Source organism: Tersicoccus solisilvae (genome assembly GCF_014643255.1).
In the GTDB taxonomy this organism is placed as follows: Bacteria; Actinomycetota; Actinomycetes; order Actinomycetales; family Micrococcaceae; genus Tersicoccus; species Tersicoccus solisilvae.
This window is the reverse complement of sequence record NZ_BMJI01000004.1, coordinates 50,017-75,439: the sequence shown is the minus strand read 5'-3', so window position 1 is coordinate 75,439 and position 25,423 is coordinate 50,017. Positions and strand designations below refer to the sequence as shown.

Below are 25,423 nucleotides of genomic sequence, written 5' to 3'. Positions count from 1 at the left end.
TCCCCACCCGGGCGACCGCATGTCCACGCGACGGACCCGGACGATCGGGAACGTCCCACCGCCTCGACCGGGGCGGACGAGAAAACGATAGCGGAGTTCATGGCCAAGAAAGACGGTGTCATCGAGATCGAGGGCACAGTGACCGAGGCGCTGCCCAACGCCACCTTCCGGGTGGAGTTGTCCAACGGTCACCTCGTGCTCGCCCACATCTCCGGGAAGATGCGTCAGCACTACATCCGGATCCTCCCCGAGGACCGGGTGGTGGTGGAGCTCTCTCCCTACGACCTGTCTCGCGGCCGCATCGTCTACCGCTACAAGTAAACGCAAAGGAAAGACATGAAGGTCCAACCGAGCGTGAAGCCGATCTGCGACAAGTGCAAGGTGATCCGCCGCAACGGCCGGGTCATGGTGATCTGCGAGAACCCACGCCACAAGCAGCGCCAGGGCTGACCTCCTTCGGGAGGCCCTGGGCCGCACCGGGTGCGACAGCACCCACCCCCGGCGCCGTCGGCGCCGGCCACGACAGGCACCACCGCGGGCGCAGCCCGCACACCCCCGGTCCCGGAGGCCGGGGACCACGGCGAGACCGCCGTGGACGGTGATGCCTCAGACCTCCGGATGAAACAAGGAGAACCGCCACATGGCACGTCTCGCTGGCGTCGACATTCCCCGTGAGAAGCGGGTCGAGATCGCGCTGACCTACATCTACGGCGTGGGCCGCACCCGCGCGCACCAGACCCTGGCCGAGACCGGGATCAGCCCGGACATCCGGGTCAAGGACCTGACGGACGACCAGCTGGTGCAGCTGCGCGACTACATCGAGGGCAACTTCCGGGTCGAGGGTGATCTCCGCCGTGAGGTGGCCGCCGACATCCGCCGCAAGGTCGAGATCGGCAGCTACGAGGGCCTGCGGCACCGCCGCGGCCTGCCGGTGCGCGGCCAGCGCACGAAGACGAACGCGCGCACCCGCAAGGGCCCGAAGCGCACCGTGGCCGGCAAGAAGAAGGCCCGCTGATTCTCAGCGGACCTCTCGCGAACGCAGATCCCATCCCAGGAGAGTAGACATGCCCCCGAAGACCCGCTCCGCGGTGCGCAAGCCGCGCCGCAAGGACAAGAAGAACATCACGCTGGGCCAGGCGCACATCAAGAGCACCTTCAACAACACCATCGTCTCGATCACCGATCCGAGCGGTGCCGTGATCTCGTGGGCCTCGGCCGGCGAGGTCGGCTTCAAGGGCTCCCGCAAGTCCACCCCGTACGCCGCGCAGATGGCCGCCGAGTCGGCCGCCAAGCGTGCGCAGGAGCACGGCGTCAAGAAGGTCGACGTGTTCGTCAAGGGTCCCGGTTCCGGTCGTGAGACCGCGATCCGGTCGCTGCAGGCCACCGGCCTGGAGGTCGGCACGATCCAGGACGTCACCCCCAGCGCCCACAACGGCTGCCGCCCGCCCAAGCGCCGCCGCGTCTGATCCTCCCCGGCGACCGGGTCCGCTCCTGCGCGGGTCCGGTCGCTCGGTCGTGCCACCGCCGGCGGCCTCGGCGTGATGCCGACGCCCCGCCGGTGGACGGACCCGGTCATTCCACCACTGTGTTGCGTCATATAGCGGTCGCTCGCTGAAAGGAAACCTCCGAAGTGCTCATTGCACAGCGCCCCACGCTCACGGAAGACGTCGTCTCCGAGACGCGCTCCCGTTTCACCATCGAACCGCTCGAGCCCGGTTTCGGCTACACGCTCGGCAACTCGCTGCGGCGGACCCTGCTCTCCTCCATCCCCGGCGCCGCCGTGACCAGCATCCGCATCGACGGTGTGCTGCACGAGTTCACGACGGTCCCCGGGGTCAAGGAGGACGTCACCGAGATCATCCTGAACATCAAGCAGCTCTCGGTCTCCTCGGAGCACGACGAGCCCGTCGTCGCCTACCTGCGCAAGCAGGGTCCGGGCGTCGTCACCGCCGCGGACATCGCCCCGCCGGCCGGCGTCGAGTTCCACAACCCGGACCTGCACATCGCCACGCTGAACGACAAGGGCACGTTCGAGGTCGAGCTGACCATCGAGCGCGGCCGCGGCTACGTCTCGGCGGCGCAGAACAAGTCCTTCGACGCGGAGATCGGCCGGATCCCGGTCGACTCGATCTACTCGCCCGTCCTGAAGGTGACCTTCCGCGTCGACGCCACCCGCGTCGAGCAGCGCACCGACTTCGACAGCCTGGTCGTCGACGTCGAGACGAAGGCCGCGATCAGCCCCCGTGACGCCGTCGCCTCGGCCGGCACCACCCTGGTGGAGCTGTTCGGCCTGGCCCGCGAGCTGAACACCGCGGCCGAGGGCATCGAGATCGGCCCGTCCCCGACGGACGCCGCCCTCGCCGCCGACATGGCGCTGCCGATCGAGGACCTGGAGCTGACGGTCCGGTCCTACAACTGCCTCAAGCGCGAGGGCATCCACAGCGTGGGTGAGCTCGTCGCCCGGTCCGAGGCGGACCTGATGGACATCCGGAACTTCGGCGCCAAGTCCATCGACGAGGTCAAGGCCAAGCTCCTCGAGCTCGGCCTCTCGCTGAAGGACTCGCCCCCGGGCTTCGACCTGGCCGCCCGTGCCGCCCTGGAAGAGGACGACGCCGAGTACGGCGACGACGAACTCTGATCCGCCGTTTCTAGAGGAGAACAATCATGCCCACCCCCACCAAGGGTCCGCGCCTCGGAGGCGGTCCCGCCCACGAGCGCCTCATGCTCGCCAACCTGGCGCAGTCGCTGTTCGAGCACCGGCGGATCACCACCACGGTGACCAAGGCCAAGCGCCTCCGGCCGTTCGCCGAGCGCCTCGTCACCTTCGCCAAGCGCGGCGACCTGGCCTCGCGCCGGCGCGTGCTCGGCGTCATCCACGACAAGACCGTGGTCCACGAGCTCTTCACCGAGATCGCCCCGGCCGTGTCGCAGCGCGACGGCGGGTACACCCGCATCACCAAGATCGGCCCCCGCAAGGGTGACAACGCGCCGATGGCCGTGATCGAGCTCGTGCTCGAGCCGGTCTCGCCGAAGCAGGCCACCGTGGCCGAGGCCGAGAACGCCACGCGGCGTGCCGGCGCGTCCGCGGCCCCCGCCGCCGCTGCCGAGGCCCCGGCCGAGGACAGCACGGTGGAGGACGCCGCTGCGGAGACCACGACCGAGGCTCCGGCCGAGGCCGGGACCACCGAGGCGACCGTCACGGCCGAGGGCGACGCCGAGAAGGCCTGACCCCGCGTGATCGCACGTCGATGCCCGTCCCCGCACTCGCGGGGGCGGGCATCGTGCGTTACCCAGGAATTCCGAGCTCGGAGGAGAACATGAGCGCGCAGGTGACGTTCCCGCGCCCGGAGCCGGGGGAGGACGAGCCGATGCTGCGAATCCGGCTCGGCATCGCCTACGACGGCGCCCCGTTCGCCGGCTGGGCCACCCAACCCGCCGCCCCCACCGTGCAGGGGGCGCTGGAGGACGGACTGGCGCTGCTGCTGCGCCGGCCCGTGCGGCTGACCGTGGCCGGCCGAACCGACGCCGGCGTGCACGCCCGGGGCCAGGTCGCCCATCTCGACGTCACCGCCACGGAGTGGGAGGGCCTGCGCCGCCGCGACACCGGCGACCCGGCCGACGCGCTGCTGCGCCGCATGCGCGGGGTGCTCGGCCGGGTGCTCGGGGACATCGGCCCGCACGCGGCCGACGCCGTCGTCGTGCACCGGGCCGCCGTCGCGCCGGCCGGGTTCGACGCCCGCTTCTCCGCCCTCGCCCGGCGCTACAGCTACCGGATCGCCGACCCGGCCGCCGGCCGTGACCCGCTGCGGCGCGGCAGTGTGCTGTGGCACCCGGAGGCCCTCGATGTCGACGCGCTCAACGCGGCGGCGGCCGCCGTCACCGGTGTCGGCGACTTCCTCTCCTTCTGCAAGCCGCGGGAGCACGCCACCACCGTCCGGGAGCTGCAACGCTTCGCGTTCACGCGCGAGCCCGACGGCGTCGTCGTCGCCGACGTGCAGGCCGACGCGTTCTGCCACCACATGGTGCGTGGCCTGATCGGCGCCGCCCTGCAGGCCGGTGACGGGCGGCGGGACACCGGCTGGGTGCGGGAGCGGCTCGACGCCCGGATCCGTGACTCCGCCACCCGGCTCGCTCCGCCGCATCCGCTGGTGCTCGAGGAGGTCGTCTACCCGGCGGACGCCGACCTCGCAGCCCGCGCCGACGCCACCCGCGCCCGTCGCGACCCCCTCGTCTGAGTCCGCCAGCTCGTCAATAGATGCTCCATATGGTGCTCGAGAGGGGCCCCGGTGAACACCTATTGACGAGCTGGCGGAGGGTGAGGGGGCTCGCTTTGACCCGCGGGGTGCGGACCCGGTATCGTGGACAGCTGTTGTGCGTGTCCTGCCCGGATCACGCGCACCCCGGTCGGGTCCGGTTGCAGGACATCGCCGACGGGGTGCGCCGGTCGAGGATCAGGGGATGATGCTCAGCCCTCACCTGGCCGTCTCCCGCTTCGCACCGACCTCGGCGCGTCCACAGTTGCGCCACCACGAACTGTAACGAAACGAAGGCAAACAACGTGCGTACGTACACTCCGAAGCCCGGTGACATCGACCGCAAGTGGCATGTCATCGACGCCACCGACGTCGTCCTGGGTCGCCTTGCCAGCCAGACCGCAACGCTGCTGCGCGGCAAGCACAAGCCGACCTTTGCCCCCCACGTCGACACCGGTGACTTCGTCATCATCATCAACGCCGACAAGGTCGCCCTGACCGGCGCCAAGGCCGAGCAGAAGCGCGCCTACCGGCACTCCGGCTACCCGGGCGGCCTCAAGTCCGTCACCTACGCCGAGCTGCTGGAGAAGAACCCGGCTCGCGCGGTGGAGAAGGCCGTCAAGGGCATGCTGCCGAAGAACTCGCTGGCCGCCAAGCAGCTGGCGAAGCTGAAGATCTACGTCGGGCCGGAGCACCCCCACGCCGCTCAGCAGCCCCAGACGTTCGCCATCACCCAGGTCGCGCAGTAGTCGCGGGCCCCGAAGCACACCCAAGGAGAATCGTGGCTCAGAACGACGAGCAGACCTTCGCCGCCGACGGCGAGGACACCCTGACCAGCTACACCAGCGAGTCGGCGGCCGCCGGCGCGGAGACCCCCGCCGCGGCCCGCCCGGCCCTGACCGTCCCCGGCTCGGCCGTCGGCCGGCGCAAGGAGGCCATCGCCCGCGTCCGCCTGGTGCCCGGCACCGGCAGCTGGACGATCAACGGTCGCGAGCTGGGGAACTACTTCCCGAACAAACTGCACCAGCAGGAGGTGAACGACCCGTTCCGCATCCTCGAGCTCGAGGGCGCGTACGACGTCATCGCCCGCATCGACGGTGGCGGCGCCTCCGGTCAGGCCGGCGCGCTGCGCCTGGGCATCGCCCGGGCCCTGAACGAGATCGACCGGGAGAACAACCGGCCGACCCTGAAGAAGGCCGGCTTCCTCACCCGTGACGCCCGCGTCATCGAGCGCAAGAAGGCCGGCCTGAAGAAGGCCCGCAAGGCCCCGCAGTACTCGAAGCGCTGATCCTTCGCGGCACCACTGCCGCCACCGAACGGCCGGTCTCCCCTCGCGGGGTGGCCGGCCGTTCGTCGTTCCCGGGGCCGCCCCGCGACCCCGGGAACGGCGGATGCGGGCCGACGGCGCCGGGGCCGCCGCTATGATGAGTGGCGATGTCTAGATTGTTCGGAACCGATGGAGTCCGTGGGCTGGCCAATGGCACCCTGACGGCGGAGCTGGCACTGGGGTTGGCGCAGGCCGCCGCGCAGGTGCTCGGCCACGACCGCACCGAGCAGGGCGCGCGGCCCCGGGCGGTGCTCGCACGCGACCCGCGGGTCAGCGGCGAGTTCATCGCCGCCGCCACCGCCGCCGGCCTGGCGAGCGAGGGCGTGGACGTGTACGACGCGGGGGTGCTGCCCACCCCGGCGGCCGCCTTCCTCGTCGCCGACATCGGCGCCGACTTCGGGGTGATGATCTCCGCCTCACACAACCCGGCGCCGGACAACGGCATCAAGTTCTTCGCCCGCGGCGGCCAGAAGCTGCCCGACGCCGTCGAGGACGAGATCGAGGCGGTGTTCCGCGGCCCGGAGCGGCGGCGGCCGACCGGCGCCGACGTGGGCCGGATCCAGCGCTTCGCCGACGCCGAGGACCGGTACGTGCTGCACCTGCTGGCGACCCTGCCGGCGCGGCTGGACGGGCTGACCGTGGTCGTCGACTGCGCCAACGGCGCCGCCAGCGGATGCTCGCCGCAGGCCTTCACCGACGCGGGCGCCACGGTGATCGTGATCGGGGCGGACCCGGACGGCATCAACATCAACGACGGCGTGGGTTCGACCCACCTCGGGGCACTCCGTGCGGCCGTCCTCGAGCACGGCGCCGACCTCGGCGTCGCACACGACGGCGACGCCGACCGGTGCCTCGCGATCGACGAGCTCGGCGAGGAGGTGGACGGGGACCAGATCATGGCCATCCTCGCCCTCTCGCTCAAGCAGCGCGACGCCCTGCGCGACGACGTGCTGGTCGCGACCGTGATGAGCAATCTCGGGCTCAAGCTCGCGCTGCGGGACGCCGGGATCCGGATCGAGGAGACCGGTGTCGGCGACCGCTACGTGCTGGAGCGCATGCGCGAGGGCGGCTACTCGCTCGGCGGAGAGCAGTCCGGCCACGTGATCTTCGCCGACCACGCGACCACCGGCGACGGCGTGCTCACCGGGCTGCAGCTGGCCGCCCAGGTGGCCGCCACCGGCACGCCCCTCTCCGCGCTCGCCGCGCAGATGACCCGGCTGCCGCAGGTGCTGATCAACGTCAAGGGTGTCGACAAGTCGCGTGCCGCCACCCACGAGGATCTGCAGGCCGTCATCGCCGCGACCGAGGAGCGACTCGGGGAGACCGGCCGCGTGCTGCTGCGGCCCTCCGGCACCGAACCGGTCGTCCGGGTGATGGTCGAGGCCGCGGACATGGACACCGCTCGGATCGAGGCGGAGTCCCTCGCGCAGGCCGTGCGGGACAGTCTGGCCCTGGTCGAGAAGGTCTGAGCAGCCCGACCGCGTTCCCGTGACGTGACGAGGCCCGCCCCCGGATGGTTCCGGTGGCGGGCCTCGTGCGTCGGCGGTGGCGGGTGGGGGTCAGGCGCGGGGGTTGCCGGCCGCGAGGGAGTCCCGGATCTCGGTGAGCAGCTGCACCTGCGGATCGGCGGGCGCGTCGGCGGGGACGATCCCGAGCCGGCGGTTGCGCCGCTCGATCATCTTGTTCATGGGCAGGACGATGGCGAAGTAGACGGCGGCGGCGACGAGCAGGAAGTTGACGATCGCGGTGAGCAGGACGCCGAACTTGACGTCGACGCCGTTGATGGTGACGAGGGCGAAGCTGTCGAAGTTCGGGGAGCCGATCAGTGCCGCGATGAGCGGCATCAGCACATTGGTGACGAGGGCGTCGACGATCTTGGAGAAGGCCGCGCCGATGATCACGGCAACGGCCAGGTCCAGCACGTTGCCCTTCATGATGAATTCCTTGAATCCCTGCAACATGGCAGCAGCGTAACGGGCACCATCACGGAACGCGAAAGACCTCAACGTGGCGGCGTGCCGGAAGGTTCCCGGATCCGGGAACGAGGTCAGCGGGTCGGGCGAGGGTCCGGCGGGACGGTGACACCGTGCGTCGGGCGACTCGGGGTGAACGAGCTCGGCACCGGGACGGGGCGGGGCGCCAGCCCCGTCGCCGTGACGGAAGGTGCGGCGGACGGCGACGGCGTGGTCTCGGGGGACGTCCCGGTCGGGGCGGGGGACGACGCCGGCGCCGTCGACGAACTCGGGCTCGGGCTCGGCTCCGGGGCGGGCCCGTCGCAGGCGGCCAGCAGCAGGCCGACAGCCGTCACCGTCGCCACGCCCCGCAGGGCCCGGCCCGCCCGGCTCGCCGCCCGCACGTCAGGTCTTCCGCAACAGCACGCGCCGCACCGAATGGTCCGCGTCCTTGCTCAGCACCAGCTGGGCGCGGCCGCGCGTCGGCAGCACGTTCTCGGTCAGGTTCGGCTCGTTGATCCCGCGCCAGTACCCGCGAGCGGTGGCCTCGGCCTCCGCGTCGGAGAGGGTGGCGAATCGGCGGAAATAGGACTGGGGGTCGGCGAACGCGGACGAGCGCAGCTGGCGGAACCGCTGGATGTACCAGTTCTCGATGTCCGCGGTGCGGGCGTCCACGAAGAGGGAGAAGTCGAAGTAGTCGCTCAGGGCCAGGCCCACCCGCCCGTCCCGATGCCGGCGGGCCGGCTGCAGCACGTTCAGGCCCTCGACGATCAGCACGTCCGGGCGCCGGACGACGATCTCCCGGTCGGGCACGATGTCGTAGACGAGGTGCGAGTACCAGGGCGCGCGCACCTCCTCGGCTCCGCTCTTGACGGCGGCGACGAAGCGCAGCAGCGCCCGCTGGTCGTAGGACTCCGGGAAGCCCTTGCGCTCCATCAGGCCCCGCCGTTCCAGCTCCGCGTTCGGCAACAGGAACCCGTCCGTGGTGACCAGCTGGACGTCGGGCGTGCTCGGCCACCGGCGCAGCATCTCCCGCAGCACGCGGGCGATCGTGGATTTGCCCACGGCCACCGAGCCCGCGACGGCGATGACGAACGGGGTGCGGTGCATCCGTTCGCCCAGGAACGTCGTGGTGACGTTGTGGGTGTGCCCGGCGGCCTCGACGTAGAGGTTGAGCAGCCGGGACAGCGGGAGGTACACGTCCCGGATCTCGTCCAGATCGAGGGGATCGCCCGTGCCGCGCAGCCGGTCGATGTCCTCCTGGTTGAGCGGGGAGTCGATCTCGGTGGACAGCCGCGCCCAGGTGGGGCGGTCCAGTTCGATGAACGGACTCACCCCGTGCTCCGCCGACGGGGCACGGGGGGACAGGGTCGGGACGAGGCCCGCGGGCTCCACGCTCATCGTCTCGATTCTGCCCGTCGGGGCAGGGGGAGTCCACTTGGCGCGCGGCCGCCACCGCGGGTCCGGCGGTACGCGGTGACGGCCCGACGGTGCGGCGGACGTCACCGGGGCCGCATCCGTGCCGTGTCCGAGAGGCTCCACGACCCCCGCTAAGCTGGCAGGCATGTGTGGAATCGTTGGTTACGTCGGGCGGCCCGGGCACGCCCACACCGCTCTCAACGTCGTGCTCGAGGGGCTGCGGCGCCTCGAGTACCGCGGCTACGACTCCGCCGGCGTCGCCGTCGTCGCGGACGGCGCCATCGACTCCCGGAAGAAGTCCGGCAAGCTCTCCAACCTCCTCGACGAGATCGAGCGCGAGCCGCTGCCCGACGCGGTCACCGGCATCGGGCACACCCGGTGGGCCACCCACGGCGGCCCGACCGACCGCAACGCGCACCCCCACCTGGCCGACGAAGGCCGGCTCGCCGTCATCCACAACGGCATCATCGAGAACTTCGCGGAGCTCAAGGCCGAGCTGCTCGACGCCGGTCACGTGTTCCTCTCCGAGACCGACACCGAGGTCGCCGCCGCCCTCCTCGCCCGGCTCTACCGGTCCCTCGCCGACGAGGTGGCCGACCCCGGTCAGCGCCTGACCACCGCCATGCAGCGCGCCTGCCAGCGGCTCGAGGGAGCCTTCACCCTCCTGGCCGTGCATGCCGACGCCCCCGACGTCGTCGTCGCCGCGCGGCGCAGCTCCCCGCTCGTGGTGGGGCTGGGCGAGGGCGAGAACTTCCTCGGCTCCGACGTCTCCGGCTTCATCGACTACACGCGGCGCGCCGTCGAGCTCGGCCAGGACCAGATCGTCACCATCACCCCCGAGGCGATGGACATCACCGACTTCCACGGCGCCCCCGCCACCGGCACCGAGTACCAGGTCGACTGGGACGCCGCCGCCGCCGAGAAGGACGGCTACTCCTCCTTCATGCTCAAGGAGATCAACGAGCAGCCCCTCGCCGTCGAACAGACCCTGATGGGCCGCCTCGACCAGCACGGCAACCTGATGCTCGACGAGCTGCGCATCGACGAGTCGATCCTGCGCTCGGTGGACAAGATTGTCGTCGTGGCGTGCGGCACCGCCGCCTACGCCGGCCAGGTCGCCAAGTACGCGATCGAGCACTGGTGCCGGATCCCCACCGAGGTCGAGCTCGCCCACGAGTTCCGCTACCGGGACCCGATCGTCAACGAGAAGACCCTCGTCGTCGCGTTCTCCCAGTCCGGCGAGACCATGGACACCCTGATGGCGGTGCGGCACGCCCGCGAGCAGGGCGCCAAGGTCGTCTCCATCTGCAACACCAACGGCTCGACCATCCCGCGCGAGTCCGACGCCGTGATCTACACGCACGCCGGCCCCGAGATCGCGGTGGCGTCCACCAAGGCCTTCCTCTCCCAGATCGCCGCCGCCTACCTGCTGGGCCTCTACCTCGCCCAGCTGCGCGGCACCAAGTTCCCCGACGAGGTGCGCGAGGTGCTCCGCGAGCTGCAGGAGATCCCCGCCAAGATCCAGACGGTGCTCGACGCCGGCGGGGAGGTCACCGACCTGGCCCGGCGCATGTCCGACGCGGAGTCGGTGCTGTTCCTCGGCCGCCACGTCGGCTACCCGGTGGCCCTCGAGGGCGCCCTGAAGCTCAAGGAGATCGCCTACATCCACGCCGAGGGTTTCGCCGCCGGCGAGCTGAAGCACGGGCCGATCGCGCTGGTCGAGGAGGGGCAGCCGGTGTTCGTCATCGTGCCGTCCCCGCGCGGCCGCGACTCGCTGCACGCCAAGGTCGTCTCCAACATCCAGGAGGTGCGCGCCCGTGGTGCCATCACCATCGTGATCGCGGAGGAGGGCGACGAGGCGGTCACCCCGTACGCGAACGAGGTGATCCGTGTCCCGCAGGCGCCGGTGCTGCTCGCCCCGCTGCTGACCACCGTCCCCCTGCAGCTCTTCGCGTGCCAGCTGGCCGATTCCAAGGGCTACGACGTGGACCAGCCCCGCAACCTCGCCAAGTCCGTCACGGTCGAGTAGGCCCGGCGTGGGCATCCGCGGCATCGGCGTGGACGTCGTGGCGGTCGAGCGGTTCGCCGCCCAGCTCGCCCGCACCCCCCGGCTGGTCGAGCGGCTGTTCGTGCCCGCCGAGCGCGGCCTGCCCCTGCGGTCCCTCGCCGCGCGATTCGCCGTCAAGGAGGCCACCGCCAAGGCGCTGGGCGCTCCCGCCGGCATGAACTGGCAGCACTGCTGGGTCGAGACCGACGACGCCGGAGCCCCCGTGCTGCGGCTGTGCGACAGCGTGGCCGCGGTGGCCGCCGAGCGTGGCATCGCCCGCTGGCACGTGTCCATCAGCCACGACGGCGACATCGCCACCGGCATGGTGATCGCCGAAGGCGAGGATGCCGCCGACTGAGCGGCTCCGGCCGCCGCCGGTGGCCGACGCGAGCAGAGGGGACCGAGCATGCTGAACGCCTGGACCGGCGCGCAGATCCGCGCCGCGGAGGCACCGCGTCTCGACGCCGGGGCGGGGGACGCGCTGATGCGCCGGGCCGCGCACGGCCTGGCCGGCGCGGCACTGGCCCTGCTCGACGCCCGACGGCGCCCCCGCTACGGCGCCCGGGTGGTGGCCCTGGCCGGTTCCGGCAACAACGGCGGCGACGCCCTCTGGGCGGCCGCCCTGCTGGCCCGCCGGGGTCTGAGACCCGCCGCCATCCTCGTCGCCGACCGCGCCCACGAGCCCGGGCTGGCCGACGTGCACGCCGCGGGCGGCGACGTCGTGCGCCTCGCCGACGACGACGCGTCCACCGACGCCGCACGCCGGCTGCTCGCCGACGCCGACGTCGTCATCGACGGCATCCTCGGCACCGGCGCCTCGGGCGGCCTGCGAGAGCCCGCGGCCGGCCTCGCCGCCCACCTCGAGGACCTCCGCCGGACCGGCGTCGTCACCGTCCTGGCCTGCGACATCGCCTCCGGCATCGACGCGGACACCGGGGAGGCTCCGGGCGAGCACGTCACCGCCGACGCGACCGCCACGTTCGGCGGCGCGAAGGTCGGGCATCTGGCCGGGGCCGGGGAGGCCGCGCGGGGCACTCTGACCGTCGTCCCCCTCGGCATCGAGGCGGACCTGCCGGACCCGGACCTGCGCCGCCTGCAGACGGCGGAGCTGCGGGCCCTGTGGCCCACGCCCGCCCGCAGCGCCCAGAAGTACAGCCGCGGCGTGCTCGGCGTCGTCGCCGGGTCGGCGCAGTACCCGGGCGCGGCCCTGCTCACCACCGCCGCCGCGGCGGCCGCGGGCGTCGGCATGGTCCGCTACCTCGGGCCGGAGGCCGTGGGAGGCCTCATCAACGCGCGCACCCCGGACGCGGTCTGCAGCGCGCAGCAGCCCGGTGACGTGCACGTGCAGGCCTGGCTCGTCGGGCCCGGCACCAACGACGACGAGGCCCAGCTGGACCGGGTGCGGACCGCCCTCGCGGCGGCCGTCCGGACCGGCACCCCCGCCGTCGTGGACGCCGGCGGCATGAGCGTGCTGCCCGAGCAGGGGGCCGCGCACCTGGTGCTCACCCCGCACGCCGGCGAACTCGCGCGGCTGCTGTCCGACCGGCACGCCGCCGATGGCGCTGCGGTGGAGCGGTCCGACGTCGAGGCGCGGCCCCTGCACCACGCCCGCCTGGCCGCCCGGATCACGGGGTGCACGGTGCTTCTCAAAGGCGCCACGACCCTCGTGGCCGGGCCGGACGGCACCGCCTTCAGCCAGGCCGACGCCACCCCGTGGCTGTCCACCGCCGGCAGCGGCGACGTCCTGGCCGGCATCCTCGGCGCCGTCCTCGCCGGCGTCGCCGAGCACCCGCGCGCGTTCGACGACCGGGGACTGGGCGGGGACGTTCGGTGGGCCGCTGCCGCGGCCGTCGCCGCGTCGCTCCACGGCCGGGCCGGTCGCACGGCAGCGCGCGACCCGGAGGGCACCGGCGCCGGCGGTCCGATCCACGCGACCGCCGTCATCGACGCGCTGGCGGCCGCGGTGCGTGACGTCCTGGCCGGCTGAACCCCGCCGGTCGCGCGCGTCGGCGTGACCTGCGCGAATTCGCCATGATCGACAGCCTGCTGATCATGTGACCAGAGCCATGCCCGCTCCGGGCCCGCGACCGGGTAGCGTTGTCTTTCGATCATGTCTGTCGAGACTGGAGTGTGCATGGAAGTCTGGCCCGGGAACCCCTATCCGCTGGGTGCCACCTACGACGGCACGGGCACGAACTTCGCGCTGTTCAGTGAGGTCGCCGAGAAGGTGGTCCTGTGTCTGATCGATGCCGATGGGACCGAGGAGCGCGTCGAGCTGCAGGAGGTCGACGGCTACGTCTGGCACTGCTACCTGCCTCACATCCAGCCCGGTCAGCGCTACGGCTACCGCATCGAGGGGCCGAACGACCCGGCCCAGGGGCTGCGCTGCAACCCCAACAAGCTGCTGCTGGACCCGTACGCGAAGGCCGTCGCCGGGGAGATCGACTGGGACGAGTCGCTGTTCCCCTACCACTTCGGTGATCCCGACTCGGTGAACGACGACGACTCCGGCGCGCACATGATGCACGGCGTCGTGATCAACCCCTTCTTCGACTGGGACGGGGACCGGCTCCCGCGGATCCCGTACCCCAAGTCGGTCATCTACGAGGCGCACGTCAAGGGACTGACGGAGCTGCACCCCGACGTGCCGCAGGACCAGCGCGGCACCTATGCCGGCGTCGCCCACCCGTCGGTCATCGCCCACCTGCAGAAGCTGGGCGTCACCGCGATCGAGCTGATGCCCGTGCACCAGTTCGTCAACGACTCCACGCTGCTGGAGAAGGGCCTGTCGAACTACTGGGGCTACAACACCATCGGCTTCTTCGCCCCGCAGAACACCTACTGCTCCACCGGTGACCTGGGCGCCCAGGTGCAGGAGTTCAAGGCGATGGTCCGCTCGCTGCACCGGGCGGGCATCGAGGTGATCCTCGACGTCGTCTACAACCACACGGCCGAGGGCAACCACATGGGTCCCGTGCTGTCCTTCAAGGGCATCGACAACGCCGCGTACTACCGTCTCGTGGACGACGACAAGCGGTACTACATGGACTACACGGGCACGGGCAACTCGCTGAACGTGCGGCACCCGCACTCGCTGCAGCTGCTGATGGACTCGCTGCGGTACTGGGTCACCGAGATGCACGTCGACGGCTTCCGGTTCGACCTCGCCTCCACCCTGGCCCGCGAGTTCTACGACGTCGACAAGCTCTCGACCTTCTTCGAACTGATCCAGCAGGACCCGGTGGTGTCCCAGGTCAAGCTGATCGCCGAGCCCTGGGACATCGGGCCCGGCGGCTACCAGGTGGGCAACTTCCCGCCGCAGTGGACCGAGTGGAACGGCAAGTACCGGGACACCGTGCGCGACTTCTGGCGGGGCGAGCCCTCCACGCTGGGCGAGTTCGCCTCCCGGCTGACCGGCTCCGCGGACCTGTACGAGCGGTCCGCCCGCCGGCCGGTGGCGTCGATCAACTTCGTCACCGCCCACGACGGCTTCACGCTGCGTGACCTCGTCTCCTACAACGAGAAGCACAACGAGGCCAACGGCGAGGACAACAACGACGGGGAGTCGCACAACCGGTCCTGGAACTCGGGCATCGAGGGCGAGACCGACGACGAGAACGTGCTCGCCCTGCGCGCCCGCCAGCAGCGCAACTTCATCGCCACCCTGCTGCTCTCGCAGGGCGTGCCCATGATCCTGCACGGCGACGAGCTCGGCCGCACCCAGCAGGGCAACAACAACACGTACTGCCAGGACTCCGAGCTGACCTGGGTGCACTGGGACAAGGCGGATCTGCCGCTGGTCGAGTTCACGGCCGCGGTGAACCGGTTGCGCGCGGATCACCCGACCTTCCGCCGGCGGTACTTCTTCGACGGTCGGCCGGTGGAGCCGGGGTCCCGGACCTCCCTGCCGGACATCGCCTGGCTGAACAGCGACGGCACCCGAATGGTGCCCTCCGACTGGGACAACGCACTGAGCCGCTCGTTCGGCATGTGGCTGAACGGCGACGGCATCCAGGGCGTCGACAGCATGGGCCGGGAGATCACGGACGACAACTTCCTGCTCTACTTCAACTCCAGTCCGGAGCCGGTGACCTTCAAGTTGCCGCCGGCCGACCTGGGGGAGAAGTGGGCGGAGGTCATCGACACCGCCGGGTCCGCCGAGGAGGACATCGTCCACGAGGCCGGGGAGGAGTGCGTCGTCGCCGAACGGTCGATGGTCGTGCTGCGCGCCTTCACCGAGCCCGAGGTCGAGCCGGACCACTCCGTCGCCGCGTCCCTGGCGGTGCTCACGCAGAGCGTGACCGAGACCGACTCCTGACGTGCGGGTCGGTCCGCCCGCGGGCGGACCGACCCGACCCAGCGACCCCTGCCCCGACCCTCGTGAGGCCATGAGAACTCCACGCTCGACCTACCGCCTGCAGATCCACGAGGGGTTCACCCTCACCGACGCGACCGCGCAGCTGCGCTACCTGACGCAGCTCGGCGTGGACTGGATCTACCTGTCCCCGATCCTGACCGCGGAGAAGGGGTCCACGCACGGGTACGACGTGACGGACCCGACCATCGTGGACGAGTCCCGGGGCGGTGCCGCTGCCCTCGAGGCGCTCGCCACCGCCGCCCACGACGCCGGCATGGGCGTCCTCGTCGACATCGTGCCCAACCACCAGGGGGTGGCCACCCCGGCCGACAACCCCTGGTGGTGGTCGGTGCTCGCCGAGGGACCGGCGTCCCCGTACGCACGCGCCTTCGACATCGACTGGGACGCCAACGACGGGCGCCTGCTGCTGCCCGTGCTCGGGTCCGCCGCGGACGTCGAGCAGCTCCAGCTGGTCGACGGTCAGCTGGCCTACTACGACCACCGGTTCCCCGTGGCCGCCGGCACCGCCGACGACGGGGCGGACGCGGCCACGGTCCACACCCGGCAGCACTACGAGCTGGCCGACTGGCGGCGCGGCGACGCGGAACTGAACTACCGGCGCTTCTTCTCCATCGCGACGCTGGCCGGCGTGCGGGTCGAGGACGCCGAGGTGTTCGACGCCTCGCACACCGAGATCCGCCGCTGGGTGACCGATGGCCTGGTCGACGGGCTGCGGATCGACCACCCGGACGGGCTCCGCGACCCCGCCGGCTACCTCGACGCCCTGGCCGACGCGACCGGCGGGGTGTACGTGCTGGTGGAGAAGATCCTCGAACCGGGCGAGCGGTTGCCGTCCGGCTGGGCGACCGCGGGCACCACCGGGTACGACGCGCTCGCCGACGTCGACCGGCTGTTCACCGACCCGGCCGGGGAGGCCGGGCTCGACGCCGTCACCGGCGGCGTCGACTGGGCGCAGCTGATCCACGGCACGAAGCGGGACTTCGCCGACGGGACACTGCTGGCCGAGACCCGGCGCCTGGTGCGCGAGCTGCCCGGGGACATCGGGCTGGACGAGGCCACCGCGCAGGACGCCCTGGCGGAGCTGCTCGCGTGCTTCCCCGTGTACCGCAGCTACCTGCCCGAGGACGGGGCCGCCCACCTGCACGAGGCGGCGCACCTGGCCGTGGACCACCGGCCGGACCTCGCCGCCGCCGTCGACGTCCTGGTCGGCGTCCTGCAGGACGAGACCCGGCCGGTGGCGCAGCGGTTCCAGCAGACGTCCGGCATGGTGATGGCCAAGGGCGTCGAGGACACGGCGTTCTACCGGTACACGCGTCTGACGTCGCTGACCGAGGTCGGGGCGGACCCGTCCGTGTTCAGCATCGGCATCGATGCGTTCCACCAGAAGATGGCCGAGCGGGCCTCCGCGTGGCCGGACGCGATGAGCGCCCTGACCACCCACGACACCAAGCGCAGCGAGGACACGCGGGCCCGGATCTCCGTGCTCTCCGAGCTCCCGGACCGCTGGGCGCGCACGTTCGCGCGGCTGCAGGAGCTGGCCCCGATCCCTGACGCCCCGATCGCCAACCTCGTCTGGCAGGCCGCGGTGGGCGCCTGGCCCATCAGTCGCGAACGGCTCAAGGACTACGTGCTCAAGGCTGCCCGAGAGGCCGGCACCAGCACCACCTGGACGGACCAGAACGAGGCGTTCGAGGCCGCCCTGACGGCCGCCGTCGACGCCGCCCACGACCGCCGCGAGGTGACCCGGGTGATCGAGGACCTCGTCGGGCTGATCGAGGGACCGGGGTACCGCAACTCCCTGGCGGCGAAGCTGATCCAGCTGACCATGCCCGGCGTTCCCGATGTCTATCAGGGCACCGAGTTCTGGGACTTCTCCCTGGTCGATCCGGACAACCGGCGGCCGGTGGACTACGCCTCGCGGGCGACGGCCCTGGCCGAGCTCGAGTTCGACCCGCAGCCCGAGATCGGGCCGGTGGGGGTCGCGAAGCTGCACGTCGTCCGGGCCGCGCTGCACGCCCGGCGCGACCGGCCCGAGCTGTTCACCGCGTACCGGCCGGTCACCGTCAGCGGGCCGGCGGCCGCGCACGTGATCGCGTTCGACCGTGGCGGGGAGGCGCCCGGTGCCGTCACCGTCGCCACCCGCCTGCCCGTCGGGCTGGCCGCCCGCGGCGGTCTCGGGGAGACGACGATCTCCCTCGCCGCTCCCACCGCGGACGCGTTGACCGGGCGGGCCGTGCCCGCCGGTCGGGTGCGTGCCGCCGACATCCTCGGCGACCTGGGCGTCGCCCTGCTGCTGCCCACCGGAGGAGACCCCGCATGAGCCGGAACCGATTCGATCTCTGGGCACCCGCCGCCGAGCGGGTGACGCTGCGCGCGGACGGTCGCGACCTGCCGATGCGGCGCGCTTCCGCCGGCGCGGGTCCGGGCTGGTGGACCGTCGACGAGGCGAGCGCCCCGACCGGCGAGGTCGACTACGGCTATCTGCTCGACGACGACACGACGGTGCTGCCCGACCCGCGCTCGCGCCGCCAGCCCGACGGGGTGCACGGGCTCTCCCGCACCGTGGACCCGTCGTCGTTCGCCTGGACCGACGCCACGTGGACGGGGCGGCAGCTGGCCGGGTCCGTGCTCTACGAGCTGCACCTGGGCACCTTCACGCCCGAGGGCACGCTCGACGCGGCGATCGGACGGCTCGACCACCTCGTCGAGCTCGGCGTCGACGCCGTCGAGTTGCTGCCGGTCAACGGCTTCAACGGCGAGCACAACTGGGGCTACGACGGCGTCGCCTGGTTCACCGTCGCGGAGAGCTACGGCGGGCCGGCGGCCTACCAGCGCTTCGTCGACGCCGCCCACGCCCGCGGCCTCGCCGTCGTGCAGGACGTCGTCTACAACCACCTTGGCCCGTCCGGGAACTACCTCGGGCGGTTCGGACCCTACCTGCACTCCTCCGCCGTGAACCCGTGGGGCGACTCCATCAACCTCGACGGGGAGAGCTCCGACGAGGTGCGGGCCTACATCCTCGACAACGTGGCCATGTGGCTGGGGGACTACCACGTGGACGGGCTCCGGCTCGACGCCGTGCACGCCCTCGAGGACCGGCGGGCGGTGCACCTGCTCGAGGACATCACCCGGGTGGTCGACGAGATCGGCGCCGCGACCGGGCGGCCGCTGTTCGCCGTCGCCGAGTCCGACCTGAACGACCCGCGGATGATCACCCCGCGTGCGGCCAACGGCCTCGGCTGCGCCGGCCAGTGGAGCGACGACTTCCACCATGCCGTGCACACCGCGGTCACGGGGGAGACCGTCGGCTACTACGCGGACTTCGCGCCGCTTTCGGCCCTGGCCAAGGTGCTGCGCGGGGGCTTCTTCCACGACGGGACCCTCTCGACGTTCCGGGGCCGCCACCACGGGCGGCCGATCGACCCGTTCACGACGCCGACCTGGCGGCTGGTCACCTGCATCCAGAACCACGACCAGGTGGGCAACCGGGCGGCCGGGGACCGGCTCTCGGCGACCCTGCCGTACGACCGGCTCGCCGTCGCGGCCGTGCTCAACCTGACGGCGCCGTTCACGCCGATGCTGTTCATGGGGGAGGAGTGGGGCGCGTCCACGCCGTGGCAGTTCTTCACCGCCCACCCGGAGAAGGAGCTCGGCGAGGCCGTCTCGACGGGCCGGATCGGCGAGTTCGGGAAGATGGGCTGGGACGAGTCCACCGTGCCCGACCCCCAGGACCCGAGCACGTTCACGAACTCGAAGCTGGACTGGTCCGAGGTGGGTTCGGGTGAGCACGCGCGGCTGCTGGGGCTGTACCGGTCGCTGATCGCCCTGCGGCACTCGACGCCGGAGCTCACGCAGCCGGACTTCCGCTCGATCGCCGTCGACTTCTCCGAGGAGGAGCGGTGGATCGTGCTGCGACGAGCCGGTCTCGCCGGCGCGGGCGACGTGGTCGTCGCGGTGAACCTGTCCGATTCGCCTCGGGCGGTGCCGGTGGGCAGCGTCGACGAGGTGCTGCTCTCGACGGTCGAGTCGCCGTCCCGGCCGTCCGACGGCTCCGCCCGGATGCCGGCATCGTCGGCCCTGGTGCTGCGCGCGAGCGTCTGAGGCTCTCCTCGAGCCGTCTTCGGTCCCGACTGTGCGGTTGACGCGCGCAAACCGCCGGTTTGCCTGCGTCGCCCGCACACTCGGCGTCGCCGGCGGCCGTGACGGTGCCGGCGGTCGGCGTCGCGGACGGCCGTGACGGTGCCGACGGCCGTGACGGTGCCGGCGGAACCCGGCGCACCTTCCGCACAGCGTGGCAACGGTCGCTGTGGCCGGCACGTACCGTCGGAGCCCGTGGCACGATGAGGCCATGGTGTACTCCGCTTCCGAGAACCGCTACGACACGATGCCCTACCGGCGGCTCGGCCGCTCCGGCCTGAAGCTGCCCGCGATCAGCCTCGGGCTGTGGCACAACTTCGGTGACGACAATCCGCTGCAGACCCAGCGGGACATCCTCCGGGCCGCCTTCGACGCCGGCATCACGCACTTCGACCTGGCCAACAACTACGGTCCGCCCGCGGGCAGCGCGGAGGTCAACGCCGGGCGCATCCTCGCCGAGGACTTCGCCGCGTACCGCGAGGAGCTGGTCATCTCCACCAAGGCCGGCTACCGCATGCAGCCCGGTCCCTACGGGGAGTGGGGCTCCCGCAAGTACCTCCTGCAGAGCCTGGACGCCTCCCTGTCCCGGATGGGCCTGGACCACGTCGACATCTTCTACAGCCACCGCCCCGACCCGGACACCCCGATGGAGGAGACGCTCGGCGCGCTGGACTCCGCCGTCCGCTCCGGCAAGGCCCTCTACGCCGGCATCTCCTCCTACACCGCCGAGCAGACGACGCAGGCCGTCCGCATCCTGAAGGACCTCGGCACGCCGCTCGTCATCCACCAGCCCTCCTACTCGCTGCTCAACCGCTGGGTGGAGGACGGCGAGCCCGCCCTGCTCGACGTGCTCGGCGACGAGGGCGTCGGCTCCATCGCCTTCTCCCCGCTGGCCCAGGGCATGCTCACCGACAAGTACCTCGACGGTGTCCCCGCCGGCTCCCGGGCCGCCGCCGGCAAATCCCTGAACCCGGACTGGCTCACCCCGGAGACGATCAAGCACGTACGGGCGCTGAACGACCTGGCCGCCGAACGCGGCCAGTCCCTCGCCCAGATGGCGATCGCCTGGGTGCTGCGCGAGCAGGGCCCGCGCACCGTCACCAGCGCCCTGATCGGCGCCTCCAGCGTCGACCAGCTCCACGACAGCCTCGCCGCCCTGGGCGACCTCGCCTTCACCGACGAGGAGCTCACCCGGATCGACCGGCACGCCGTGGACGCCGGCATCAACATCTGGGGCATGTCCCGCTGACGGTCGGCACGACCCCGGCCCGCAGGAGAGCCCGGTCGCTGCTCCCGGCGATGGGGCTCTGCTGCGCTGGCCCGATCGCCGCGGGTCGTATCCGGGCTCGGCTGCGGTTGAGGCGGAGTTGCTCGTGCTCACGCAGTGGGGCCCGATCGCCGCGGGTCGTATCCGGGCTCGGCTGCGGTTGAGGTGGAGTTTGCTCGTGCTCTCGCAGTGGGGCCCGGTCGCCGCGGGTCGTATCCGGGCTCGGCTGCGGCGCCGCCGTCGTCGGGCACTGCTGCGGCGTGGTCGCGCCTGCGGGGTCCTCGCTGCCGGGCCGGGAAGGCGGGACGCCGCGGCCAGACGGGTGATCCGGGTCACGGGGGTGACGCGCTGTCGGCCGCGTCCGGCACTCCGTTCGCCTCGCTAGAGTGGGCTGATGTCCGCTGCCGCCCCTGGTGAGCCCGGCGGCTCGCACCACCAGCCCCGCGTCCGCGTGCCGGACGCCGGCTTCCCGTTTCACCGAAGGAGTACTGCCCCGTGTCCCGTCACCCCATCCGCGTGGCCATCGCCGGCGTCGGCAACTGCGCGTCCTCCCTCGTGCAGGGCGTCCACTACTACCGGGACGCCGACCCGGCCGAGACCGTGCCCGGCCTGATGCACGTGCAGTTCGGCGACTACCACGTCGGCGACCTCGAGTTCGTGGCCGCGTTCGACGTCGACGACGTCAAGGTCGGCAAGGACCTCGCCGAGGCGATCGAGGCCTCCCAGAACAACACCATCAAGATCTGCGACGTGCCCACCAGCGGGGTCGAGGTGCAGCGCGGGCCCACCCTGGACGGCCTGGGCAAGTACTACCGCGAGACCATCGATGAGTCCCCGCGCGAGCCCGTCGACGTCGTCGCCGCCCTCAGGGAGGCCGAGGCCGACGTGCTGGTCTGCTACCTGCCGGTCGGTTCCGAGGAGGCCGCGAAGTTCTACGCGCAGGCCGCGATCGACGCGAAGGTCGCCTTCGTCAACGCCCTGCCGGTGTTCATCGCCTCCACCGAGGAGTGGGCGCAGAAGTTCCGCGACGCGGGCGTGCCCATCGTCGGCGACGACATCAAGAGCCAGATCGGTGCCACCATCACCCACCGCTCGCTCGCCCGGCTGTTCGAGGAGCGCGGCGTCACCGTCGACCGCACCTACCAGCTCAACGTCGGCGGCAACATGGACTTCAAGAACATGCTGGAGCGGGACCGGCTGCAGTCCAAGAAGATCTCCAAGACCCGCGCCGTCACCTCCAACATCGACGCGGACCTCGCCGAGCGGGACGTGCACATCGGTCCCAGCGACTACGTGCAGTGGCTGGACGACCGGAAGTGGGCGTTCGTGCGCATCGAGGGTCGCAACTTCGGCGACGTGCCCGTCTCGATCGAGTACAAGCTCGAGGTGTGGGACTCCCCGAACTCCGCCGGCGTGATCATCGACGCGGTGCGGGCCGCGAAGATCGCCCAGGACCGTGGCGAGGGTGGTCCCGTGATGGCTGCGTCCACCTACTTCATGAAGTCCCCGCCGCAGCAGCTGCCGGACGAGGCCGGTCGCGCCGCGGTCGAGGCGTTCATCCGCGGCTGAGCGCCCGCCGGTAGGCGTCCTCGGTGAGGGCCGCCGTGCTGTCCCAGGTGAAGGCCCGGGCGTGCACGGCGGCCCCTGTCGCGAGGGCGGCCCGCTCCGCCGGGTCGTCGTGCAGCCGGGCGAGGGCGTCGGCCCAGTCCGCCGGCTCCCGGCCCGGCACCAGGATGCCCGTCTCGCCGTCGCGCACGGCCTCCGCCAGGCCACCGGCGTCGGTGGCGATCACCGGGGTGCCGCACGCCTGCGCCTCGAGGGCCACCAGCCCGAACGACTCGTGGGCCGAGGGCATGACGACGACGTCCGCCGCCCGGAACGCCGCAGCCAGCCGGCGCGGGGGCATCGGCGGCTCCAGCCGCACCACGTCCCCGAGGCCCAACGACGCGACCAGGGCCGGCAGGTCCAGGTCCGCGCCGCTCGCCGCTCCGATCACCCGCACGTCCAGCGCGATGTCCGGGCGCTCCGCCCGCAACCGGGCGACGGCGTGCAGCAGCACCTGCGGTCCCTTGTGCCGCTGCATCCGCCCGGCCAGCACCACCCGCAGCCCGCCCGGCCGCCCGCCCCCGTCGACCGGCCCGTCCGGCCGGAAGACCGTGAGGTCCACGCCCGGGGCCACCACGTCGACCCGGTCCGGGTCGGCGCCGTAGTGGTGGGCCAGGTCCGCCGCCTCGCTGGACCCGTTGGCCAGCAGCCGGTCCGCCTCGGCCGCGATCCGGCGTTCGGCGCGCACCCGCTGCTCCGGCTCGGGCGGCTGCGCGGGACCGCGGTGGGCGTTCTTGACCAGCGCCATCGTGTGCATGGTGTGCACCAGCGGCACCCGGCGGGCCGCGGCCAGCCCCAGTCCCACCACCCCGGACAGCCAGTAGTGGGCGTGCAGCAGGTCGACCTCGTCGGTGGCGTGGGCGAGGAGCCGCTCGGTCACCGTCGGCAGCGCCGCCGCGAGGGCCTCCTTGGTCCGGGGCGGCCCGACGTCGACGTGGTCGACGACGATGCCCGGCTCCACCTCGCGCCGCCCGAGGGTGCCGATCGTCGTGATGTGCACCGTCCAGTCCCGGCGCACCAGGGCACGCGCCAGCTGCCGGACGTACACGTTCATGCCGCCCGCGTCCCCGGCACCGGGTTGCTCGAAGGGGCAGGTGTGCAGGCACACCATGCCCACGCGGGCGGATGCGGTCACGGCTCTCCTGGGAATGCGAACGAGGTCACGGACATTCTTCCATCGTCAGGGGTGCGGACTATCCTGCGATCACGGCCGTGACGACCGTGCACCAGCATGCTGATCAGGGAGGAGGGGTCGATGGCGCGACGGGAGACGGCGACCGGGTACGCGCTGCTGGCCCCCAGCCTGATCGGGATCATCGCGTTCCTGCTGGTGCCCATCGCCGTCGTCGTCTGGCTCAGCCTGCAGCAGTGGGATCTGCTCTTCCCGCCGCAGTTCGTGGGTCTAGACAACTGGGCCTCCGTGCTGACCGACCCGGCGTTCGGCCGCTCCGCGCTGATCTCCCTGCTGTTCGTGCTGCTCGTCATCCCGCTGCAGACGGCGCTGGGCCTGCTGCTGGCCACGCTGCTGTCCCGAGGCCTGCCCGGCTCGGCGTTCCTGCGGGTCATCTACGTCATCCCCTGGATGTGCGCCCCGCTGGCCCTCGGCGTGGTGTGGCGGTGGATCTTCTCCCCGTCCGACGGCGCGCTCAACGCGATCACGGGCGTGTACGTGGAGTGGCTCTCCAGCCCGGTGCTGGCGCTGCCCGCGGTGGCCGCCGTCAGCATCTGGTCCCAGGTCGGGTACGTGACCCTCTTCTTCATCGCCGGCCTGGCGGCGATCCCCGCCACCCTGATCGACGCGGCCCGGGTCGACGGAGCGACGGCGTGGCAGATCTTCTGGCGGGTGAAGCTGCCGCTGCTGCGCCCCACCATGTTCTTCGTCCTCGTCACCGGCGTCATCGCGAGCTTCCAGGCGTTCGACCAGATCTATGCGCTGACCCCGAACGGCGGCCCCCAGGGCACCACCGACGTCATCGCCACCCGCATCTACGACGAGGCGTTCCGCGGCTCCGCCGACCTCGGCCGCGCGTCGGTGATGGCCCTGCTGCTGTTCGTCGTCCTCGTCGTCATCACCCTCGCGCAGCAGCGCTACTTCCGCTCCAGGATCACCTATGACCTCTCCTGAACGGCTCGCGACGCTGCCGCCGCCGACGCCCGGCGCCGACCCCGTGACGCGGAACCGTCCCGTCCGGCGGGGCAGTGCCGCCGGAACGGTGCTCGCCTACGTGGTGCTGATCGCGGGGTTCCTGATCACCGTCGGACCCTTCGTGCTCAGCGTGATGACGGCGCTGAAGACGCCGCGCCAGTTCGCCAGCGAGTCGGCGCTCGCCCCGCCATCGCCGGTGACCCTGGAGAACTTCACCGCCCTGTTCACCGCGGACTACAGCTTCATCGCGCCGATCGCCGTGACCGCGCAGGTCGTGGTGCTCGTCCTCGTCGGCCAGCTCGTCTTCTCGGTGCTCGCCGCGTACGCCTTCGCCCGCGTCGAGTTCCCGTTCCGCGACGGCCTGTTCTGGGTCTACCTCGCGACGCTGATGATCCCGCAGGTCGTCACCGTGATCCCGCTCTACACGCTGTTCAGCCAGCTCGGCCTCCGCAACACCTTCTGGGCGCTCGTGCTGCCGTTCCTGTTCGGCTCCCCGTACGCCATCTTCCTGCTGCGCGAGTACTTCCGGTCCATCCCGCAGGACATCATCGACGCCGCCCGGCTGGACGGGGCGGGCACCCTGCGGATCCTCGTCTCCATCGTCGTGCCCCTCTCCCGGGGCATCCTGGCGACCCTGGCGATCATCACCGTCGTCACCCACTGGAACACCTTCCTGTGGCCGCTCATCATCACCACCGGACCGACATGGCAGACCCTCACGGTGGCGACGTCGAACCTGCAGACGCAGTACAACGGCAACTGGACGCTGGTCATGGCGGCCACGACCATGGCCATGGCTCCGCTGCTGATCCTCTACGCGATCTTCCAGCGGCACATCATCTCCTCCATCGCGATCACCGGCTTCCGCTGATCCTCCTCTCCCCGAAAGGTC

Annotated in this window: 23 protein-coding genes; 20 read left to right on the top strand and 3 right to left on the bottom strand. The window is 71.7% G+C overall.

From position 1 onward, the window contains the following. The first annotated feature begins 99 nt into the window (after window positions 1–99). From infA to glmM, 10 genes are all read left to right on the top strand, one after another. Window positions 100–321, top strand: coding sequence for a translation initiation factor IF-1 (infA, locus tag IEX22_RS05525; RefSeq protein WP_076693529.1), 222 nt, complete (start codon window positions 100–102; stop codon window positions 319–321). Window positions 322–336: 15 nt separating this feature from the next. Further along, window positions 337–450: a 50S ribosomal protein L36 gene (gene rpmJ / locus IEX22_RS05520; protein WP_017833320.1), complete on the top strand. Its 114-nt coding sequence runs from the start codon at window positions 337–339 to the stop codon at window positions 448–450. 190 nt (window positions 451–640) lie between these two features. After that, a complete protein-coding gene (gene rpsM, locus IEX22_RS05515; protein ID WP_188667242.1) occupies window positions 641–1,015 on the top strand; it encodes a 30S ribosomal protein S13 in 375 nt (124 codons plus the stop codon). A gap of 49 nt (window positions 1,016–1,064) precedes the next feature. Beyond that, a complete protein-coding gene (gene rpsK, locus IEX22_RS05510; protein WP_076693531.1) occupies window positions 1,065–1,466 on the top strand; it encodes a 30S ribosomal protein S11 in 402 nt (133 codons plus the stop codon). A gap of 164 nt (window positions 1,467–1,630) precedes the next feature. Then, window positions 1,631–2,638 (top strand): DNA-directed RNA polymerase subunit alpha, encoded by a 1,008-nt coding sequence (locus IEX22_RS05505; protein ID WP_188667239.1) that lies wholly within the window; start codon window positions 1,631–1,633, stop codon window positions 2,636–2,638. Between the two features lie 26 nt (window positions 2,639–2,664). Next, window positions 2,665–3,228 carry a 50S ribosomal protein L17 gene (rplQ, locus tag IEX22_RS05500; RefSeq protein ID WP_188667237.1) on the top strand — a complete coding sequence of 188 codons (564 nt, stop codon included), beginning with the start codon at window positions 2,665–2,667 and terminating at the stop codon, window positions 3,226–3,228. A gap of 89 nt (window positions 3,229–3,317) precedes the next feature. Further along, on the top strand, window positions 3,318–4,235 hold the full coding sequence (locus IEX22_RS05495) for a tRNA pseudouridine synthase A (RefSeq protein ID WP_229659793.1): 918 nt from the start codon (window positions 3,318–3,320) through the stop codon (window positions 4,233–4,235). A 323-nt stretch (window positions 4,236–4,558) separates the two neighbouring features. Beyond that, window positions 4,559–5,002, top strand: coding sequence for a 50S ribosomal protein L13 (rplM, locus tag IEX22_RS05490; RefSeq protein ID WP_188667235.1), 444 nt, complete (start codon window positions 4,559–4,561; stop codon window positions 5,000–5,002). Window positions 5,003–5,034: 32 nt separating this feature from the next. Then, window positions 5,035–5,541 (top strand): 30S ribosomal protein S9, encoded by a 507-nt coding sequence (gene rpsI / locus IEX22_RS05485; protein ID WP_188667233.1) that lies wholly within the window; start codon window positions 5,035–5,037, stop codon window positions 5,539–5,541. A 146-nt stretch (window positions 5,542–5,687) separates the two neighbouring features. After that, window positions 5,688–7,049, top strand: a complete 1,362-nt coding sequence (gene glmM / locus IEX22_RS05480) for a phosphoglucosamine mutase (protein ID WP_188667231.1) — start codon at window positions 5,688–5,690, stop codon at window positions 7,047–7,049. A gap of 90 nt (window positions 7,050–7,139) precedes the next feature. Here glmM and mscL read toward each other — a convergent pair whose 3' ends face one another. Both mscL and coaA read right to left on the bottom strand, forming a co-directional pair. Further along, window positions 7,140–7,541, bottom strand: a complete 402-nt coding sequence (gene mscL, locus IEX22_RS05475) for a large conductance mechanosensitive channel protein MscL (RefSeq protein ID WP_188667229.1) — start codon at window positions 7,539–7,541, stop codon at window positions 7,140–7,142. Window positions 7,542–7,937: 396 nt separating this feature from the next. Further along, complete coding sequence (gene coaA / locus IEX22_RS05470) at window positions 7,938–8,933, bottom strand: type I pantothenate kinase (RefSeq protein ID WP_188667227.1); 996 nt, start codon at window positions 8,931–8,933, stop codon at window positions 7,938–7,940. Window positions 8,934–9,096: 163 nt separating this feature from the next. On the opposite strand from coaA, the gene glmS reads away from it, so the two are divergent. The 8 genes from glmS (at window position 9,097) to IEX22_RS05430 (ending at window position 22,349) form a co-directional block, all read left to right on the top strand. After that, window positions 9,097–10,980 (top strand): glutamine--fructose-6-phosphate transaminase (isomerizing), encoded by a 1,884-nt coding sequence (gene glmS / locus IEX22_RS05465; protein ID WP_188667225.1) that lies wholly within the window; start codon window positions 9,097–9,099, stop codon window positions 10,978–10,980. A gap of 13 nt (window positions 10,981–10,993) precedes the next feature. Then, window positions 10,994–11,356, top strand: a complete 363-nt coding sequence (locus IEX22_RS05460) for a holo-ACP synthase (protein ID WP_188667440.1) — start codon at window positions 10,994–10,996, stop codon at window positions 11,354–11,356. A gap of 48 nt (window positions 11,357–11,404) precedes the next feature. Continuing rightward, window positions 11,405–12,985: a bifunctional ADP-dependent NAD(P)H-hydrate dehydratase/NAD(P)H-hydrate epimerase gene (locus IEX22_RS05455; protein WP_188667222.1), complete on the top strand. Its 1,581-nt coding sequence runs from the start codon at window positions 11,405–11,407 to the stop codon at window positions 12,983–12,985. Between the two features lie 147 nt (window positions 12,986–13,132). Further along, window positions 13,133–15,316 (top strand): glycogen debranching protein GlgX, encoded by a 2,184-nt coding sequence (glgX, locus tag IEX22_RS05450; protein ID WP_188667220.1) that lies wholly within the window; start codon window positions 13,133–13,135, stop codon window positions 15,314–15,316. A 70-nt stretch (window positions 15,317–15,386) separates the two neighbouring features. Next, window positions 15,387–17,696 (top strand): malto-oligosyltrehalose synthase, encoded by a 2,310-nt coding sequence (gene treY, locus IEX22_RS05445; protein ID WP_188667218.1) that lies wholly within the window; start codon window positions 15,387–15,389, stop codon window positions 17,694–17,696. Continuing rightward, window positions 17,693–19,477: a malto-oligosyltrehalose trehalohydrolase gene (gene treZ, locus IEX22_RS05440; RefSeq protein ID WP_188667215.1), complete on the top strand. Its 1,785-nt coding sequence runs from the start codon at window positions 17,693–17,695 to the stop codon at window positions 19,475–19,477. The genes treY and treZ overlap by 4 nt, the downstream gene beginning before the upstream one ends. 247 nt (window positions 19,478–19,724) lie before the next feature. Continuing rightward, complete coding sequence (mgrA, locus tag IEX22_RS05435; RefSeq protein ID WP_188667213.1) at window positions 19,725–20,762, top strand: L-glyceraldehyde 3-phosphate reductase; 1,038 nt, start codon at window positions 19,725–19,727, stop codon at window positions 20,760–20,762. 513 nt (window positions 20,763–21,275) lie between these two features. Continuing rightward, entirely contained in the window at window positions 21,276–22,349 is a 1,074-nt protein-coding gene (locus IEX22_RS05430; RefSeq protein WP_188667211.1) for an inositol-3-phosphate synthase, read from the top strand. Here IEX22_RS05430 and IEX22_RS05425 read toward each other — a convergent pair. Further along, complete coding sequence (locus tag IEX22_RS05425; protein WP_229659792.1) at window positions 22,336–23,520, bottom strand: glycosyltransferase; 1,185 nt, start codon at window positions 23,518–23,520, stop codon at window positions 22,336–22,338. The two genes, IEX22_RS05430 and IEX22_RS05425, sit on opposite strands and share 14 nt — an antisense overlap. Window positions 23,521–23,640: 120 nt before the next feature. Here IEX22_RS05425 and IEX22_RS05420 point away from each other — a divergent pair, with 120 nt between their 5' ends. Further along, on the top strand, window positions 23,641–24,510 hold the full coding sequence (locus tag IEX22_RS05420) for a carbohydrate ABC transporter permease (protein ID WP_188667209.1): 870 nt from the start codon (window positions 23,641–23,643) through the stop codon (window positions 24,508–24,510). Further along, window positions 24,497–25,402, top strand: a complete 906-nt coding sequence (locus tag IEX22_RS05415) for a carbohydrate ABC transporter permease (protein ID WP_188667207.1) — start codon at window positions 24,497–24,499, stop codon at window positions 25,400–25,402. The genes IEX22_RS05420 and IEX22_RS05415 overlap by 14 nt, the downstream gene beginning before the upstream one ends. The last annotated feature ends 21 nt before the right edge of the window (window positions 25,403–25,423 follow it).